Annotated in this window: 14 protein-coding genes; 5 read left to right on the top strand and 9 right to left on the bottom strand. The window is 60.2% G+C overall.

The window, feature by feature from the left end; translation table 11 throughout:
- Positions 1 to 157 precede the first annotated feature (157 nt).
- Positions 158 to 1,183 carry a putative phage abortive infection protein gene (locus tag ASG03_RS08655; RefSeq protein ID WP_062693286.1) on the top strand — a complete coding sequence of 342 codons (1,026 nt, stop codon included), beginning with the start codon at positions 158 to 160 and terminating at the stop codon, positions 1,181 to 1,183.
- 515 nt (positions 1,184 to 1,698) lie between these two features.
- On the opposite strand, the gene ASG03_RS08660 is transcribed toward ASG03_RS08655, so the two are convergent.
- Entirely contained in the window at positions 1,699 to 3,081 is a 1,383-nt protein-coding gene (locus ASG03_RS08660) for a YncE family protein (RefSeq protein ID WP_062693287.1), read from the bottom strand.
- Positions 3,078 to 3,482: a DUF305 domain-containing protein gene (locus ASG03_RS08665; RefSeq protein WP_200934694.1), complete on the bottom strand. Its 405-nt coding sequence runs from the start codon at positions 3,480 to 3,482 to the stop codon at positions 3,078 to 3,080. The genes ASG03_RS08660 and ASG03_RS08665 overlap by 4 nt, the downstream gene beginning before the upstream one ends.
- A 197-nt stretch (positions 3,483 to 3,679) precedes the next feature.
- Between ASG03_RS08665 and ASG03_RS08670 the strand changes: the two genes are divergently transcribed.
- Positions 3,680 to 4,831 (top strand): TDT family transporter, encoded by a 1,152-nt coding sequence (locus ASG03_RS08670; RefSeq protein ID WP_062595833.1) that lies wholly within the window; start codon positions 3,680 to 3,682, stop codon positions 4,829 to 4,831.
- Here ASG03_RS08670 and ASG03_RS08675 read toward each other — a convergent pair.
- The 5 genes from ASG03_RS08675 to ASG03_RS08695 are packed head-to-tail and all read right to left on the bottom strand — an operon-like array spanning position 4,818 to position 8,150.
- The gene (locus ASG03_RS08675; protein WP_062595834.1) at positions 4,818 to 5,522 is read right to left on the bottom strand and encodes a uracil-DNA glycosylase family protein; all 705 of its coding nucleotides are present in this window, start codon (positions 5,520 to 5,522) and stop codon (positions 4,818 to 4,820) included. The genes ASG03_RS08670 and ASG03_RS08675 overlap by 14 nt on opposite strands.
- Positions 5,519 to 6,412 (bottom strand): LysR family transcriptional regulator, encoded by an 894-nt coding sequence (locus tag ASG03_RS08680; RefSeq protein ID WP_062595835.1) that lies wholly within the window; start codon positions 6,410 to 6,412, stop codon positions 5,519 to 5,521. Before ASG03_RS08680 ends, ASG03_RS08675 begins: the two co-directional genes overlap by 4 nt.
- Positions 6,409 to 7,218: an anti-sigma factor family protein gene (locus tag ASG03_RS08685; protein WP_062595836.1), complete on the bottom strand. Its 810-nt coding sequence runs from the start codon at positions 7,216 to 7,218 to the stop codon at positions 6,409 to 6,411. The genes ASG03_RS08680 and ASG03_RS08685 overlap by 4 nt, the downstream gene beginning before the upstream one ends.
- Positions 7,215 to 7,730: a sigma-70 family RNA polymerase sigma factor gene (locus ASG03_RS08690; protein WP_062693288.1), complete on the bottom strand. Its 516-nt coding sequence runs from the start codon at positions 7,728 to 7,730 to the stop codon at positions 7,215 to 7,217. Before ASG03_RS08690 ends, ASG03_RS08685 begins: the two co-directional genes overlap by 4 nt.
- Before the next feature lie 3 nt (positions 7,731 to 7,733).
- Positions 7,734 to 8,150: a nuclear transport factor 2 family protein gene (locus ASG03_RS08695; protein WP_062595838.1), complete on the bottom strand. Its 417-nt coding sequence runs from the start codon at positions 8,148 to 8,150 to the stop codon at positions 7,734 to 7,736.
- A gap of 624 nt (positions 8,151 to 8,774) precedes the next feature.
- Here ASG03_RS08695 and ASG03_RS08700 point away from each other — a divergent pair.
- Positions 8,775 to 9,665, top strand: coding sequence for a hypothetical protein (locus ASG03_RS08700; RefSeq protein WP_062693289.1), 891 nt, complete (start codon positions 8,775 to 8,777; stop codon positions 9,663 to 9,665).
- Positions 9,666 to 9,975: 310 nt separating this feature from the next.
- The gene (locus ASG03_RS08705; RefSeq protein ID WP_062693290.1) at positions 9,976 to 15,309 is read left to right on the top strand and encodes an AAA family ATPase; all 5,334 of its coding nucleotides are present in this window, start codon (positions 9,976 to 9,978) and stop codon (positions 15,307 to 15,309) included.
- A 254-nt stretch (positions 15,310 to 15,563) separates the two neighbouring features.
- Here the strand turns inward: ASG03_RS08705 and ASG03_RS21420 are convergent, their stop codons facing one another.
- Both ASG03_RS21420 and ASG03_RS21020 read right to left on the bottom strand, forming a co-directional pair.
- Positions 15,564 to 15,701, bottom strand: a complete 138-nt coding sequence (locus tag ASG03_RS21420; protein ID WP_156381775.1) for a hypothetical protein — start codon at positions 15,699 to 15,701, stop codon at positions 15,564 to 15,566.
- Entirely contained in the window at positions 15,698 to 17,233 is a 1,536-nt protein-coding gene (locus tag ASG03_RS21020; protein ID WP_162241369.1) for an AAA family ATPase, read from the bottom strand. The genes ASG03_RS21420 and ASG03_RS21020 overlap by 4 nt, the downstream gene beginning before the upstream one ends.
- A gap of 629 nt (positions 17,234 to 17,862) precedes the next feature.
- Between ASG03_RS21020 and ASG03_RS08720 the strand changes: the two genes are divergently transcribed.
- Complete coding sequence (locus tag ASG03_RS08720; protein ID WP_062693292.1) at positions 17,863 to 18,105, top strand: helix-turn-helix domain-containing protein; 243 nt, start codon at positions 17,863 to 17,865, stop codon at positions 18,103 to 18,105.
- Positions 18,106 to 18,173: the final 68 nt, after the last annotated feature.

The following is an 18,173-nucleotide window of genomic DNA, read 5'->3' on the forward strand; positions in this document are numbered from 1 at the left end:
GCCAGCGATCGATCGATTGCAACCATCCAATCCTGCCGCGTGGTGAACAGCCGACGGCAGTATCAATCCACTTTGCGGGGACGTCCTGCCAGAGGAGGGACTCGATTCGCCCGAGGGGGCAGTCTTAGAAGGGTAGAGGGACGTAGTAAGGGAATCAATGCAGAAGTATTTCATAGCCTTTAGGAGGAATTTCGACCAGTTCATAGGTGTCGAAACGGGTCAGAAAAGCCATTCTGGACTGTTTTACCTTTTCATCACCGCTATAACTGTATCGTTGTTCATTTTACTGACGGCAATTGTAGCCAGAGCGTTTGGAAAGGACCTTGGAACGTTCGGCGATTTCATCGGGGGCACGTTGAACCCCGTCCTGACGTTCTTAACGTTTATGGGCCTGCTTATTACCATCGTTTTGCAGCAAACGGAATTGCGCGAATCTCGTGTGGAGCTTGGCCGGTCAGCAACGGCTCTCGAAAGCCAGCTCGCCGCCACCGATCGACAGAATTTCGAGTCAACCTTTTTTCAGATGCTCACGCTGCACAACACAATCGTAAACTCGATTGATCTCTATTACAGCGGGCGCGAGCGTGCCATGGGCCTCGACATCAACAAGGCGGCACGAGAAACCAAGGGCCGTGATTGCTTCGAGCAGTTCTTCCGCAATTTCGAGGCTGCTTATGCTCAAGCGGCGGGTCTCCCCGATCGCGATCGCCTCCAGCAGGCCTATGATAGCTTCTGGAGCGACCGGCAGCAGGACCTCGCTCACTATTATCGATATCTGTACAACGTCCTCAGGTTTGTCCATGAGGCTAAGGGCATTAAGGACAGGGGGCCTTACGTAAAACTTTTGAGAGCACAGCTTTCCGATTATGAGCTCGTGATGCTATTCTACACAGCCCTGAACAAACATGGCATCAACTACTGGCTATACATTCATGAGTACCAGTTGTTTGACAATCTGCCGGAAGGGATGCTCATCGAGGATAGTCACCGTGCATTCTATTCTGACAGGTCATTTGGTGAGCCCAAACGAGAGCATCCTGCTCAGTGGCCTCCAAGAATCCTCGCTTTTCACTTTGATGCGGATCGAGACAAAAGGAGGGAACGAGCAGCGGCAGGTTTTCCCGAGGTCGAAGTATTGACTTCTGATGAAATTCTCCAAACGGAATTAAAGCGCGACCTCTAGGGCTTGTGTAATCCTGCTGCAGAAGGTCAATGCCTTCATACACGATCGCACTCCGAAAAGCGCGCGGCGTTGTCCCGCGACACCTGACCACGTGCGGCTCGGTTATTCTTTGAATAAATCTAATGCAAGTTCTGGTCTCCCGCTCGACCGTGCACGACTGCTTCTCCAAATCCGCTATCTAAACCGGACAGACCGTTCTCGGCCCCTTTGCGGAAATGATTTCCGCTATGCGCCCTCATTTCAGCCATCCACCGGGCCTCGGCCGAATACCGAAAGCAGATCTTCTTTTTTGGTCGGTGCTACTGCCGAAATGGGGTGGTTTTCCGCCTGTCCGCTTACTGCTGCTACTCGTCGATAGCTGACATTCAGTTGCTCCCGACGGGTTCGGCGACACCCAAATTTGAGTCCAATCATCGGCCCCAGAGACAGCGCCATACGCAGCGAACATGCCACCAAGCCAATTCGGCGCGGACTGTTGCTCGCGGCGAAAATGGCGATTTTGGACCCAGCCGTCTCTAGCGGCTGGCGAGGACCGGGGTAGCCTTGCCCTTCAGACCCTCGACCACAACCAGCCGCGGCTCCTTGCCCGCCGTCGGCTCCCTGGGGGCACCGATCGTGCGCACCGGGCCGATGCTGGAGGCCATGCCGGCGCCCTTGTCGTTGGTCTTCAGCACCACGACGGGCTCGTCCTCACCTTCGAAGAACATGCCGTATTCGGTCATCGGCTTCAGCTTGGCGACGCTGACGTCGATCGCATCGACGAGCCCGAGATTGCGCGAGACGACCATGCCGGAACCGTCCGCGCCCTCAGGCGCCTTAAGCGATAGCGTCAGGTTCTCTGGACCCGCCTTCAACGGCATGAGGTTCTCGGTGCCCGCGCCCTCAGGCACCGCGCCCGGCACGAAGACAAGGGCCTGCGGGGCCTGACCGATCGGGATCTCGGCCACAACCTTCTGCTCGGCCGTGTCGATCACGTCGGCCTTGTCGCCGTTCTCCAGCCCGACGAAGATGCGGCTGCCGTCTTCCGATCCCCAGATGCCGTGCGGTAATGCGCCGACGGGGATGGTCGCGACGAGCTGCGTTGTCTCGCCGGGCTTGTAGACCTTCACGACGTTCTCGCCGCCGATCGTCACGTAAACCAGCGTCTCGCCGTCCACCGTGCCGAAGCCGAGATGGTTGGAGATCGGTCCGCTGTCGATGACCTCCTTCACCTCGAGCGTCCTGGCATCGACGCGCGTGACCTTGCCGACGTCCTTGTGCGTCAGCCAGACGTCGCTGCCGTCAGGGCTCACCTGTACGAAGGGCACGAAGGGCGAGACGACCGGGATCCGCTTCACCAGCGCATGGCTCGCGACGTCGAAGACCTCGAGCACCGGGTTGAACGAGTTGGCGACGAAGGCGAGCTTGCCGTCTCGCGAGAACTTGGTCATGCCGGGGCCGCTTGTCGTCGGGATACGGCCCATCTCCTTGAAGGTCGTGGCATCGATCACCGAGAGGTAGTCCTCGCCGCGCACCGTCGCCCAGACTTCCCTCCCGTCCGGCGTGAAGAAGGCCTCGTGCGGGTTGCGCCCGACATAGGTCGTGCCCTTCACGGCATTGGTCGCCGTGTCGATGAAGGTGACGGAGTTCGTCACCGTCGAGACGACGACGAGCGTCTTGTGGTCCGGCGAAAATCCTAGGCCGTGGACGTTGACCTCGCCCTTGTAGAGGGGGCTCAGAACGTCCGGCCGCGGATTGCCGAGCCGGATCTGGCCCAGAAGCTTGTTTGAGACGGGGTCGATGACCGAGACCGTGTTGGAGTTCTGGTCGGCGGTGTAGACGCGGTCTGAGGCGGCGGGCAGCGCGAAGGCCGATGTCGAGACGAGGAGCGCGGCGGCGAGAATGGCGGTGCGGGTCATGGGGTTGTCTCCGGAACGGGCTTTGGTTTGTTGGCAGATGCGGCGAGCATCGAGCGCATCAGCGTAATCTCGTAGGTCTGTTCGGTGATGATGGACTGCGCGAGGTTGCGGATCGCCGGGTCCCGTGTCGAGCCGAGGACGGCCTTGGCCATGTCGATCGCGCCCTGGTGATGCGGGATCATCTGGGACAGGAAGTCGTGCTCGGGATCCCCGGTCACCGGGGCCGACATCATGCCGGCGTGCATCCTCTCCATCGCCTCCGCGGTCGCTTCGGCATAGTGTGGACCGTCGGGCGTGGCCGGCACCATCGGCGAGTGCTGATGGGCGTGCGCGTCCTGCGCCTCTGCCGAGGAGAGTGACACCCCGGCGAAGGCCAGGGTCAGGAAAAGCGTCTTCAGCATGGAATCACAAGATCCTCGAAGTACGGGTTCGACAAAAAGACGCTTGCGGAAGCCTTTTATTCCCGTGGCGGCAAAATTTATTCGGGGCGAAGCGCCTGAAGGATTAATCGCCTCCATCGATCGAAATGACCAAAACAACGCGTTGGATCGAACGATTCCCGTTGTGTATGGTCCCCAGCAGGATAAGGACCCCGCCAATGACCTTCGAACAGATGCGTGCCGTCACCCTCGGCCTCCAACCGCTGTCGCGCCTCGACAGCCCGCGCGAGGTCGTGCGCCAGTTCACCCCGAACTGGTTCGCCGCCACGATGGGCACCGGGATCCTGGCAATCGCGCTCTCGCAGTTCCAGGCAGACATGCCGATGCTGCATCCGGTGGCCGAGGGCCTCTGGATGTTCAACATCGCGTTGTTCACACTCTTCGCCGGCCTCTACGCCGCCCGCTGGATCTTCTTCTTCGACGGGGCCAAGCGCATCTTTGGCCATTCCGTCGTGTCGATGTTCTTCGGCTGCATCCCGATGGGCCTCGCCACCATCGTCAACGGCTTCCTGATCTTCGGCCTGCCGCGCTATGGTGAGGTCGCAGTCAGGATCGCAGGGACGCTCTGGTGGATCGACATTGCGATGGCAGCAGCCTGCGGGGTTGCCATCCCCTTCATGATGTTCACCCGGCAGAGCCACTCGATCGACCAGATGACGGCGGTCTGGCTCCTGCCGGTGGTCGCGGCCGAAGTCGCCGCCGTCTCCGGCGGCTTGCTCGCGCCGCATCTCGTCGACCCGCATTCACAGCTCGTGGTGTTGACGCTCTGCTATGCGCTCTGGGCGCTGTCGGTGCCGATCGCGCTCAGCATCCTTGTCGTGCTCCTCCTGCGCATGGCCATCCACAAGCTGCCGCACGCCAACATGGCGGCGTCGAGCTGGCTGGCGCTCGGACCGATCGGCACTGGCGCGCTCGGGCTGATGACGCTGGGCGGCGCGGCACCCGCGATCCTTTCCGCCAACGGGCTGGAGCGTTTCGGCGCGTTTGCGGAAGGGCTCGGCTTCTTCGGCGGTCTGCTCCTTTGGGGTTACGGGCTTTGGTGGCTGGCGATGGCTGTGCTCGTGACGCTGCGCTACCTGCGCGATGGCCTTCCCTTCAACATCGGCTGGTGGGGCTACACGTTCCCGCTTGGTGTCTATGCCGTGACTACGCTGAAGCTCGGCACCCTTTTGCCGATCGCTGCCATCCACGTCTTCGGCACGTTGCTCGTCGCGGTGCTGGCGCTGCTTTGGCTGATCGTCGGCACGAGGACGGTGCGCGGCGCCTGGAGGGGAGATCTCTTTGTCTCGCCCTGCCTCAAGGCCGACTGAGAGAAGGAGGGGCATCCGCCGGCGGTCGGTCGTTGAGGAACGCGGCGACGCCAGCCCGGAACCGGACGGCGCCGCCCTGGGCGGGGTGGCGCACGTAGGTGGCGGGGATACCGAGCCCGTCCGCCGCACGCTGCGCCACCCGGCCGATGCAGAGGATTCGGCGCGGCGCGAAGATCGCGACGATTATCTCCAGCACCTTCCGATGTTCGGCGATCTCGGTCCAGGTGGGCGTCCGGTTGCGCAAGGGCAGAACGCCGCGATGGGGATGGAAGAGCACCGCGTTCCAGAACAGCGGCAGCGGGTCGGGTATCGCGTTCCAGATCTCCAGGGAGGTTCCAGACTCCGGTGTCGGCAGGGTCTCGCGGGTCGCCCGCGCCAGCGGCGGATCGAGGCCGAGCCGCTCCGACAGGTCGGCGAGCCGCCGGTCACCGGTGAACGGCACGCCCGTCCGACGCGCTCCGAAGCGCGAGGGCGCTTCGCCGAGCCAAAGGTCACGGACGCCGCGATCCGCCAACGCGGCGAGATAGCGTTGAAGATTGCGACGGCGAGTCACCGGCGCGTCAGCGTCCTCAATCTCCGCGTCGAACCCGGCATAGGGGTTGAACAGGTTGGCCTTGCCGGGCAGCGCCGCGAGACGCTCGACGATCGCGTCGACTGAATGTCGTCCGGACGTGGTCGATCCATCGATCACGCCGGCGGCACCTTGATCGTCGGCAGCTCGGCGAGAAAGGCGGCGACGGCGCGGCTCGAGTGACGGTCCCTCGCCAACACCGAATAGAACCCGCGCGACGGCAGGTCGAAGGGTAGCGCCACCAGTGTCCCCGTGCGAAGGGCGGCATCCGCGACCACGGCGGGGAGGATCCCGACGCCGGCGCCCGCCTCGATCGCCGCGCGCACGGCCTCGTTCGAGGGCAGTTCGAGTTCGACCGACAGCGCGGTGAGATCGACACCGAAGGCTTCGAGCGCACCTTCGAGGATCGCGCGGGTGCCCGAGCCTCGTTCGCGAAGCACCCAGCGCGCCGATGCAAGATCCCCGGCCGCGACGGGAGACCCAGAGCCTCTGTGCCCTGATGCCGCGACCAGCATCAGCCGATCATCGGCGACGCGTTGCGTGCCGAGCCGGACATCGCCGAGCTCGTCCTCCACGAAGCCGAGATCGGCCGTGCCATCCAGCACCGCCTCGGCCGTGCGCGCCGTGTTGGCGATGCTCAGCCGAAGTTCGATGCCGGGATGGCGGGCCTTGAAGCCCGCGAGCACCGGCGGCAACCAGTGGTTCGCCACCGTCTGGCTGGCGACGATGCAGAGACGACCCCGCTTCAGTCCGGCAAGTTCGGAAAGCATGAGGCCGGCATCCTCGGCCCGCGCAAGCACCGCGCGGGCCTCGGGCAAGAACAGGCGCCCCGCTTCGGTCAGTTCGATCCGTCGTCCGACGCGGTCGAACAGCCGGACATCGTGGCGCTCCTCCAGCGCAGCGATAGCGGCGCTCGTCGCCGACTGCGTGAGGTTCAGCGCCTTCGCCGCCTCCGTTACATGCTCGCGCTCGGCCACGGCGACGAATACGCGAAGCTGGTCGAGCGTCACAGCGTATCGCCGGAAAGGCTCGGCGCCGAGCGGTTCAGGCTGTCGTAGACGGCGGTCGCCACCTGCATCAGCCGCTCGCGCGGTGCCTCGGCCGAGACAACGTAGCCAAGGCCGGCGTCGCGCCAGAAGAAGGCGGAGATGCCGTCCTCCTCGACGAACTGGAACGACGTCTCGGCCTTCTCGTCGGTCTTCACGAAGAGCGTCAGACGCGTGCCCTGGTCGTCATCGTACATCAGCATCGCGGCAGGACCTGCGCCCGCAGGCAGCAGGCGCCCACCCATCAGCCGATATCCGAGCCCTGTCAGGTCCGGAGCCGACAGCCGCGTTCCAAGCCGCTTCGACAGCCATTGCAGGAGATGCGCCTCCTCGTCCGCGCGCACTTCGACGGGATGGACCACCTCGACCACGAAGGTGCGATGCGCCGCGATTGCCTCGTCGGCCATGACCGCCACGCGAGGCATCTGCGGCGGCACGCGCAGGACGTCGTTCGCCAGCCACCCGCCGGAGCTGCCGAGGATCAGCCAGCCCATGACAGCCGCGAGGCGCAGACGCGTGACAGCAAACCGACCGCGCCGGGCCTCGCGGATGTTGGCGATGCGTAACCGCGCCGGGATCGGCTCCCCGGCCTTGAAGGCAAGGCGTTCGCGCAGTGTCCGGGCGATCTCGCGGTCGCGATCGAGGGCCGCGGCGATCTCCGGTCGCTCCGTGAGATAGGCCTCGACTGCGGACAGCCGCTCGGCCTCGAGCCGTCCGTCCACATAGGCTTGCAGGTCGTCCTCGCCGACTGGCGTGTCCCTGCGGCTCATTTGACTCTCCTCAAGGGCGCGCGGATCCCGGTCTCCAGGATGGCGCGCAGCTTCTCACGCGCCCGCGACAGGCGCGACATGACCGTGCCGACCGGAAGCCCGATCACCCGTGCCGCCTCGTCGTAGCTCATGTCTTCGACGCTGACGAGAAGGAGGACGGTGCGGTGCTCTTCGCTGAGCGCATCGAGCCCAGCCAGGACGTCGCGGAGCCCGGCGCGACCGTCCTGGTCGCCGTCCACCGCCGGCGGCGAGGCCATCTCGTCGAGCGCCACGTGGGGCCCACGCCGCTTGTGCTGGCGCAGGCCTGAGATGTGGAGGTTGCGCAGGATGGCGAACAGCCAGGCGCGCAGGTCGCCGTCGGGCCGGCGCAGGTGCCAGCGCCCGACGGCGCGCTCCAGGCAGTCCTGGACGAGATCGTCGGCGGCGTCGCTGTCGCGCATCAGCGCATAGGCATAGCGCCTCAGGCCCGGAATGAGCGGTTCGATCCGCGCCGCGATCTCGTCGGTGGACATGCCTTACTTCTCCAGCGCGGGGTCGATCTGCCAGATCTCATCGGTGAGCGTGCCGTCCCGGAACATCATGACGTAGCGCACCGGGATCTTGTTGTCGTTGGCGAAGACGACATCGGCGACGACGGTGGCGCCCTTCGAGTTCACGCTCTCGCGCATCTCGACGATGGTGGCCTTGAGGCCCGTCTGCGCCTTGGCGAACTTTGCCCAAGTCGCGGCGATCTCGGGGCCCGTGTAGGTGCCATCGAGCGGCCCCCCGACCCAGTGAAGCGTTGCGGACGGGGCATAGGCGGCGGTGACCGCGGCGCTATCGCCCTTGGCGATCGCTTCGATATGCGCCTTCGCCATGTCGCCGGCGGGACCCGCAAGCGCGGTCGAAGCCGCGGCGGAAAGAATGGTGATGGCTGCGAAAAGGGTCTTCATGGCTCGGTGTCCTTCGGTTCGGCCGCGATTGGCCAACGGAAGACGTTCAGCAACGGCGCTTATTCCCAAAGGACTAAAAATTAGAGACGAGCAGGTTCAGTTCGGCGTTCAGACGCAACGTCCGCTAACGGCGGCAAGCTGAAAGGGCGCCAAACGACTCCAAGGCGTCGGAATCGGTCATGAAGGTCTCTCACGCTCTATGGCAGCTAATTCTTCCTTGAGCTCCAGAACCAGTCGGTCTGCTCACGGCCCCTTTGCGGAAATGATTTCCGCTATGCGCCTTCACTCTGGTCGTTCAGGCATTTCCGGCCTGTCTCCGAAACCAGACATTTCTGCAGCCAGCCAAGGCACCATTTGGGATCGTCTCGTGGTCTATCCAAGTCTTCATTTTTCCATGGAAAACCCAGATGTCCCTACCGGGGACGAGCGATTCCACTAAGATAAGGACGATGGCAGAATTGCACTCAACCATTTGTACAATCGCTTTGAGACAATCGAGCGCCGTTAGCCACGCTCGAACCCCTACCTTCGAGCTCGACGGGACAGGAACGCCTTATCCGGCCGTAACTTGCTTCCAGTTATGCCGCAGCGCATAACACAAACCCGGTGCACGGGAGGGGCGTAATGACACAACCAGATTTCTCCGAATTCAGCTTTGGGTACGGCGTCACGCGTTATATTGAGGACCGGTTTGGTGGGCGGCGGGTTCTGCCGAATTTCCCTACCCAGAACGAGGAGGCCGACGGCGGGTATGACGTCGATCTACTGGCTCACGGGGTGCCCCTCTTCATCCAGTTCAAGCGTTCGGAAATCATGACGCGGCGCTCGGCCACGGAATACAAGTTGCATCCCGCGGATTGGGAGTTTCCGATTTTCCGGATGCATCTCCACGGGCATAACGAATTTCGCCAGCATTATCTCCTGCAGGGACTGGAGGACGAGGGCAACATTGCCGTCTACATAACCAGCCAAGTTCCCAGCAAGGCCCTGCTAAACCAGTATTATCAGGGTAACCGCATCCTCGAGGCGTCCCGGATGTTCTTTCCCAACGAGATCGTCCTGCCCAATGTTCACCAGCGGCACCATGTTTCGTTCAATTCCGGCGCACCGTTCCACCGTGTGTATTCCGAGACAGGGGAGAGAATGGAAAGCCGCATGCGCCAGCCCGCCGATCTAATCGAGGTGCTGCGCCAACGCAGTAAGGGAAAGGACGCACGCACCAGCCTTGAGGCGTTCATCACGGAAATAGAGCGCCTGACGCCGGAAGGTTTAGCTTCCCGGCAGCGGCGACGCCGGCCTGTTTGGTCCTCGGGCAAAGTAGATCGGCGCGATGATGAGCTTAACGGCCGCTTGGTCGAGGCAAGCGTCGAGTCCCCTTCACAAATGTCCATCAGCAGCCGGATCTTTTTCGAGCGGCTCAGTGGCGTTCAAAGCGTGGCGAGACGGGCGGCAATCCTGGCTCACCGCGAGGCGGACGCTCACTTGGTCATTGTCCCCCAGTCGGTGCTCGGCTGAGCGGCTATGCGCCCTCATTCCGGTCGTTCGATGGTCCTCCGCGAAACCCAGAAGCGGACATCGATGAACACGTCCTCCACTTTCTTTCTGAGGGCTTCATATTGGTTCGGGAAGTCATTCTTTTCCCAGGCAACGTGCGTTAGCGTGACCCACGCGTTTTGATCTATAAATGCCACCTGCGCGTCATTGGTCCGACCTTGCGCTCACAGCCCCGTCAATTCACTATATCCAATTGTCGCCTCCTGGTCGGCATCTCTTTCGGCCGGGTGGAATCGCTTTTTGGGCGGGTCGAGTTAGGAAGAATGGGCGAATGTCAGGGAACAAGTACAACACAAATTCTGCCCCAGCTGCATCCACCGAATTAGCGGGCGGCGCAGGCTTTACCTTTGAGGATTTGGTTGTTTCTTATTACCTCTGTGCCCTGCTTCGGGACGAGGGAGCCTTCGGCCTCAATGGTCGAGTGGTCAGCGTCGCTGTACAGCGCGCGGGCCACGATCAACCGATGGATGATCTGGTCGTCGAATTTGACGATGGAGGGACAGTCAGGACGCTCGGTTTGCAGGTGAAGCGGCGTCTCTCCGTAGGCTCAGGTAATGCTGACTTCCGTGCGGTCCTGACGGCTGCACTGGCCGTGATACAGAAGGCGGATTTCAACCCGGATAATGACTGGTACGGGTTCGTGGCGGAGTTTGTGGCTGTCGAGCCGCTACGCTCCCTTCAACGCCTGATTGAATGGGCGAAGGCCAGCCCCTCGGAGGCAGATTTTACCCGCCGTTTTGAACCCGGAGGGGCGGCAGCCGCTGCTGAAAGAAATATGCGTGCCGATCTCGCCACCATCATCGACGACAACGACCATGCCGCGTTCTTGCGACAGCTTGTTGCCCAGAAGATGGAAGGTCTTGGGGACGGCGGCCCGGCGCGGGCGGACCTAATCAATCGCCTGCGCGAAAGTTCGGCTTCTGCTGAGTTGAACGATGGCCTGCTCCTGTTTGACAGGCTGTGTCGATTAGTCAGGGAAGGCGAAGCAAGCGCAAAAAAATGGACTCGGGCGACACTTCTCAACGACCTAGGCGGTGCTATTCCCCTGAAAGTCAGCCCGAGTTATACCCGTGATATCGAGCAACTTTCGTCCTTCTCGCTTTCGGGCCTCACGGCAATACCCGGTGATATCGAGGGATTCCATGTTCCTCGCATTGCGGTCGAGCAACAGATATCCGAACGTCTAAAAGCTCATCGTCTCGTGAATATCACCGGCTTGCCCGGCTGCGGCAAATCCGTGATGCTCAAGAACATCGCAAGCGTTGCGTCGGCCACAGGTCCCATCCTGTTTCTAAAGTCGGACCAATTGGTGGGGACCAATTGGCCCACCTTCGCGGGACAGCTCGGTCTTTCGCATCCCCTTGGCGAACTGCTGACGGAAATAGGGACCAAGGGAACACCGATACTCTTCATTGACGGCATCGACCGCCTTCGGACTGACCAAAAAGCAATTGTCACAGATATACTTCATGCCGTCGAAAAACAGGAGGATGCCACCAAGTGGCGTGTCCTCGCAAGTTCCCGCGATCAGGGACTTGAGCCCTTTCGGGCGTGGTTTCCCCCCAGTTTCTACCGCGAGGGAGGCATGGGCGATGTCACGGTAGGGGCATTCTCCAATGAAGAAGTTGAGACCCTTGCAGAGCAGAAGCCAATACTTCGCCGCTTGCTGAACGGAGACACGCATGTAAGGCAGATCGCTCGCCGTCCCTTCTTCGCCGCGGTGATGGCACGGTCAATTCCCGAAGACGCGCCGGCGCCTCGCACTGAGGTGGACCTCATAGCGGCATGGTGGGCACGTGGCGGGCACGATGCCGCTCCGGGCGACGTCCTGCTGCGCCAGCGCGCGATGCTGGACGTGGCGGAATGTGGTGTGCAATCGCTGGGCAAGAATATCGCCACCCGGTCGATACCCACCGCTACGCTTCCGCAACTTGCTGCCCTTGAGTCCGACAGGATTATCCGGGGCATAAACGAGAATCTGTCCTACTCATTCGCCCACGACATATTCTTCGAGTGGGCCTTTTTCCGGCTGCTCCTTGATCTTGGTCAGGATTGGCTATCGGCGATTACGCGCGCTGGCGAGCCGCCGCTTTTGGGCCGTGTTGTGGGCCTACTAGCGCAATACTCACTGGGGACGGCCGGTGAGTGGACCAAGGGCCTGCGACTGCTCGAGGGTACATCGCTGAGGCCTCAGTGGCGCAGGGAATGGCTTACCGCACCACCATTCACCGCAACGTTTGATGAAAGTTCCGCAGAGTTCGATCAGTTTCTATTTGCGGATGAGCAGGCTCTGCTGGAAAAGGTGCTGGTGTGGTTTCAAGCCCAGCACACCACTCCCAGCCCGGTAATCTTGGCGCAGGCCTCGCCGATCGATGAATCGATGGACAAGCTGCGTATCGCGGACCTGTTAGGTTGGCCTTCGGACTTTATCAGCTGGGAGCGTTTCATCCTATGGCTGCTATCTCGTGAGGAACTGCTACCCGTCAGATTGCTCCCCTCCGTACTAGAGATTCTTGACGTCTGGCAGAACGCCTGCGCGGACTTCAAGCATCCCGTATCTAAGCTGATTATCGGCAGGGCTGAGCGCTGGCTTATGGACGTTGAGCAGGTTCGCTATGTCGATGGTCGGCGAAGGTTCGATGCAGGGAAATGGGACCCGCTGGGCGGGGAATCCCTCGACCGATTTGAAAGTTCTCTTCGGCAAATGCTGCTGCGGGCAGCGCGCGCATTTCCGGAGGCCGCCATTGCCCTGCTTGATCGCGCTGTGGCGAACAAGGCCATGCGAGAAAAGGCATACGGCGACCTGATGGGCTACTCGCTGATTATGTCGGAGGTGGCGCCGGACCGACTTGTAGCTGTTGCCAAGGCCAAAATTCTGGAAGAGTTGCCTCGCGATCGGCTCGAGCGGGAGAGACGCGAACGACGAGCGCGAATAGAGAGGCTAGACCGTATTCGCGCCATTCCGGAGAACGAACGGACGCCCGACCAGCAAAAGATATTGGATCACGCGCCAATGTCCGTGATGTTCCAGAGCTCGCCAGGCCACGACGAAATTGGCATCGACCGGCTACCAACGCACTATTTCCCCGCATCTGCATTGGAGCAGCCGTTTGCGGCTCTGTTCCATCAGAAACCAGAATTCGGATTGCAACTGGTCAAAGAACTGGCCGACCACGCCACAAAGGGGTGGGTCCAACTTCGGGAACTGGGTGGTGCAACACCTGTGCCAGTAGATCTCGACTTCCCATGGGGTAGACAGCGTTTTTGGGGTGGATGGGAGGTATATTCCTGGGCGCAAGGGCAGTTGGCCCCAGGTCCCCTTGAATGCGCTTTTCTGGCATTGGCACACTGGGCTCACAAGCAACTCGATGCTGGCAAGCCTACCGATGAGGTTATCCGATCGATTGTGGAAGGGTGCGAGTGCTATGCGATGGCCGGTCTGGCGCTCACGCTTGCCCATGAAACCCGTACAGTCTCCGACACAACACTCCCGCTTATGATGTGCCAAAGATTATGGGAGCACGACATCGCGCGGATGACACAGGCGCCAATGCGCGATATCGAAATTCCTGCATTCGGACTCATAGACCGTCTCAAGGGTGCCAAAGCAGAAGCGAAGAAGTATCTGGCACATCGACCCAGTAATCAGCGCGAGGTGAGGGAACTCGCGATGCTCTTCGCGCTCGGCCATGACGAGGGCCTACGAGAGCAATTTAGTAATGCGCTCGCACAGTTTCCTGAGAACTTGCCTTTTGAGTTCGAAGAGGAACGCGGCGATGCCGAGGTAACGGCGAACCTGCGGGAAAAAGCGGAGCGCTGGGCAGGTTTGGGAGATCGTACCAATTATCGGCAGTCACAGGTGCAGGAAAACGTCTACATCCACTACGACCCACCCGAAGGCATGTCGCCGGTACAACAGCGACGGATGGACTCAGCGACAACCTACCTGCATGAGCAGGGTGTCCTCGCGTGGGCGACACGCTACCTTGAGACAGGTACGCCTCGGGACGGCATGTCACTGGCAGAGGCCGTAGCGTTCGCGCGCGGCAAGGACAAACCGACGTTGTTCAAGCAGCGAGAGGATGTCGGAGGGCATACGGCTCAAAGCGTGGTCTCTGCCGTTGCCGCTTGCGTGATCCGTTACGGCTTCGATGACCATGTGAACTTCGATTGGGCATTCGATGTGCTGCGGCGGATAGAAAAAATGAAGGAGCTGCCCGATCAATTCATGGGTTCTCGCATTCCGTGGCACCCCGCTAATCACTTGGTCGTCAGCTTTGCAGAGCTGCGTAAGCGAAGTACTTCCGACAAGAAGCTTGTGAAGCGCCTTCTGCTGCTCACCACATACCCGTTCGAGGACGTCGCAAAGTTGGCTTTGCTTGCTCTGCTGCGTGACCCGGACGACTCTGTGTCATGGGTTGCAGCACAGTTGGCCTTTGACCTGGCTCTTTCATACAGACCTATCGTCCGCCGCGATGGCCGCCGCGACAATGCGACTGAAAGAGACGCCCATGCAAAGGCCTTAGAAAAAGCCAAGCGGCGGTTGAAAAGGGACGTCATTGGGGGCCTAGACCCACTTCCACCACCGTGGGCAAAATCATCGATCCAGAGGCGGGGCCGAGCCTGGGAAGACGAAGACAACTGGATCGATCCCGACCCGTTCTTCTACTCAAAGGGGGTGGCGGACATTGCCAAAGAGTTTCCCATTGAGGCTTGGTTGGCCTCTCCGAGGATCCGTCCACTGCTAGAAAATGCCCTTGAACAATGGGTGCAGTGGACCGCCGAAAAGCTCATGCCATCGGGCAAAGGACACAATGGCCGCGACCGGGCAGCGGCGGACACTTTCGAATGGGCTAGAGCGCTGGGTGATATCCTATCGCGTGTCGCTCCCCTGATAAACGAAACGTTGATGGCACGCCTAATTGGACCATTTCTGGTCGAAGGCGATGCCGCATTGGCGGTTCTCGCCCGTTTCACTGACCGCTTAGTCTGTCGGCACGTTCTTGATGCGGCGACGGTAGCGCCTGGAACGTTGAAACTGCTGGACGCCTGCCTAGATCGAGTTCTTGCTGATCGTGCCTTCCAGGGTGGGTGGCGAGCAGGCGAGATGTACGGTCACGATCTGCCTCGGATGGTAGATGCTCTATTGTTCGTGAATGTCGAACTGGCACCCGGTGCGGCTCAATTTGCCAACGGTGACTGGTCGCAGATCGACCTTATCATGCCGTTGGTGACAAAACTCGTTGGAGAAATCGGATGGGCGACGGCGGTGGCAAGCCGTTTCTTGACCCTATGCGAACGCGCAGGCATTTCCTATCCCGTCGCCATCTTCGCCGATCAAGCCAATGTAGTTCTTTGTTCCCTAGCTTCGCGGCAGGAGCTTTGGAGTGGCACACGGCTACCGGCTCGCATGGCGTCCGTCGTACAACGTCTCGCAGAGGCCAATTATCCTCTCACACCCGACATCGCGCAGCGGCTTCTTACAGTGCTTGATGGGTTAGTCGATCTCGGGGACCGACGTAGCGCAGCACTCGAACAAAGTGATGCCTTTCGGCGTGTGCAGAGCGCCGGCAGTCGGGATGCAACTCGAGCGCAAAGTCTCTGATTGCCGGACCGCCGCGTTTCCGACGTGAAGCTGTCGTCAGGCTGCGTCGCAGAGCGTTCAGTCTGAGACCAGCCGCCCTTGCGGTAGTGAAGTCGGAATCTCATGTCTACTTTTGAAAGACCCCCAGCAAAAGCTGACAGTCCGCCTGCGGCCCCTAACCAGCCTTTTCTTTTAATCTCAACTCCTACGAAAAGCTCTTCCTAGGGCTCCGCGCACGACGACGCGGCTCACGCAGAGTGCTCGGCGATTGCTCGTCAAGAGTTTTTAGTGCCCGGCTTCAGCCCGCCTTCGCCCTTGGCGGCGGCCAGCGTTTTGGGGATGCGCGCCGACACATCGTCGTTGCTGGCATCGACCGTTGCCAAAAAGAGTAGGCAGCCTTCGAAGAGTCTCAATGTTGCTGCCTTGCGCGTTCGCGCGCCTCCCGCAATCCCTCCACAAGACGTTCCAGCCTTCGAAGCGAACCACCTGTCCAAACGTCCGCTAACGCATCCAGCTCAAATTGTTCAAGCGGTGTTGCCCAGCGGGGATCGTGACCCGCTTCGATGTACAGCCGCTCGAGAATACGCGCAGAGAAGACGGCTAACTGGTCAGCTTCCGGATCTGGGAAACGCAGGATCCGGCACCTGTCCCGCAGAGCGCTCGGGATTGGCTCGATCGAGTTTGCAGTCATCAACCAGGATACGTGGGACAAATCACAGTTGGCCTGAAGATAGGGGTCGTGCCAGCGCTCAGACGTCTCTAGCTCCAAAAGTCCGATCAGTACATCGTGAACGTTGCCATTATGTCGACTGGTTCCGATCTTCTCGATCTCATCGAGAATGACAATCGGGTTGGCGCATCCATGTTGGCACACCGCCATGATCGGCAGGCTAGGTTCGCCCGACGACCATCGCCGAGCTGTTCCGCCAATGGCACTGTCACTCAATCCCCCGCAGGAAACGAGGTTGTAGCGCGTACCCAGCTCCTCAGACAATCGCCGGGCGTAGCGAGTCTTTCCACTTCCGGGTGATCCAAGAAAAATGACCGGCCGCATGTGGACGGTCGACCGACCGCTCAGGTCTTGTAGCAATTTGTCAGTAACCGCTGCGGCATGCGGGAACTCCGCAACCAGTCGCGATCGGATTCCGGTCAGCTCTGGTGTGGCTGACAGCGGCAACGGACGTTGGCTCAACTTCGCGAACTCCCTTGCCACTCGCTTACCGTCAGCCGTCCCCTCATTTCCAACGCCGCCGAAAACGACCACACCGTCGCAAGGGCGCTCGAGACCTTCCAACGACTTCTTTTCACAGTTGGCTACCCCAAGGACATCCAATGCTGACTCAAGGGCTTCAGACTCGTTGCCCGCAGCTTTTGTGATCGCTTTACTGAAGTGGACTTCGTACGTCCTAATCTCTGGCAAGAACCAATCAGGATATCCTTGAACGGAAATGCCAAGCCGCTGTCGCCGATCGAGAGCACGGGATTGCAGCGCCCAGCCTAGAGACCTTGAAAGTAGTTCATTCCCCCTTCCCGACCCAAGATCCTCAGACGCAAGATGCGCGATTTCGCCAGCTACCAGAGCTGTCGCTTGGCCGTTCCCAAATACCGCCCGATAGAAACGGCACCGCATGCGGCATTGATCGATGGGCAATCGCTCGGCTTTATCGCTGTGATCAAGAGCAACCTCAACCGCAAGCACACCATCTTCACTCGGATCGAGATTGAGCATGTCCAAGCTGGCAGAAAGAAGCTTGAGTCCAGCCCCGTTACGCTTCTTGACGCTCGCGGACAGTCGTCCGGAATATTCGCGGATGTCTTCAACCATGTCATCGCGGAAGAACGCCATCCCTCGTAGCAATTCTTCGATCGTCGGCAAGTGCAGTCCGGCGATTGCAGCCTTCTGGCGACGTTGGAAATGGCGGTTCAATGATGGCGATCCGTTCATCACAGGATGATCCCTTGAGAGCATTTATTGGGCAATGCGGCGAAGAAGCCGCAGCGATGCTTGGACATGTGGTGCGGTGGCACGTCCACGCATCGGGATGGCGCCATCAACCAGCAACGCGGGACAGGTAGCTTTGAGGATCGAAGGAGTTGTTGGGTTCATTCGTTTCAGCTCTCGGCCGGACGTCCAAGATGACAAGAACGCTTACCTGTTCGAGCGATACCCACTTCCGTGCCCATGTAGATATGCTGACTGGTAATGATTTCACAATCGTCGTCCAGAGTTGGATGGGTCAAATACGTACCCTGACCGGCAGGCTGTCCTGCATGAAAACAACCGGAAGACGCCTAGGATTGAAGCTGCAACAACTGTCAGCGACGGGCGAACTCCAGCCTCAATCCAGCGCATAACGCAGGCGAGTCTACGCGCATTGTCCGCTTTCAGGTACGGAAACATCATCAATCTCTTTCATTCTGATTCGCAGAAATCGATATTAAGTCGAATGGCGAATCAGTCGCAATATTTTGCTGCTGATATGCTTTTTTTTGCGATCCCATCGCAATTGTCAACATTTGTTTGCGGAAAGAAGCGTTTGATGACACCAAAGCTCTATGAGGCCGCCGTCACGAATGCTTGCTGTCGCTCGACTAGTCCTTGGTCAGACCCAGGCCGAGGTCGCCGAAGATTCCGGCATCAGCCCGCGCACTGTCTATATGATCGAAAAGGGCGTGGCCGGCATCGCGAGTGTGGAAAAACTCGTCCGGTACTACGCTAAGCGTGGCGTAGGTTTTCTTCCGCCAAGTGCAGCAGATGGCTGGGGCATCCGCACGAATTTTGTGACTGGGTCTTATGATGACGAGCGAACTGATTGACTGATGGGCCGTAGCCCTGACTGTGATACCCAAATCGCTTGTCCGCTTGATCGCAGATCGCTTCACCA

Source organism: Rhizobium sp. Leaf341, assembly GCF_001424325.1.
Classification (GTDB): Bacteria; Pseudomonadota; Alphaproteobacteria; order Rhizobiales; family Rhizobiaceae; genus Ferranicluibacter.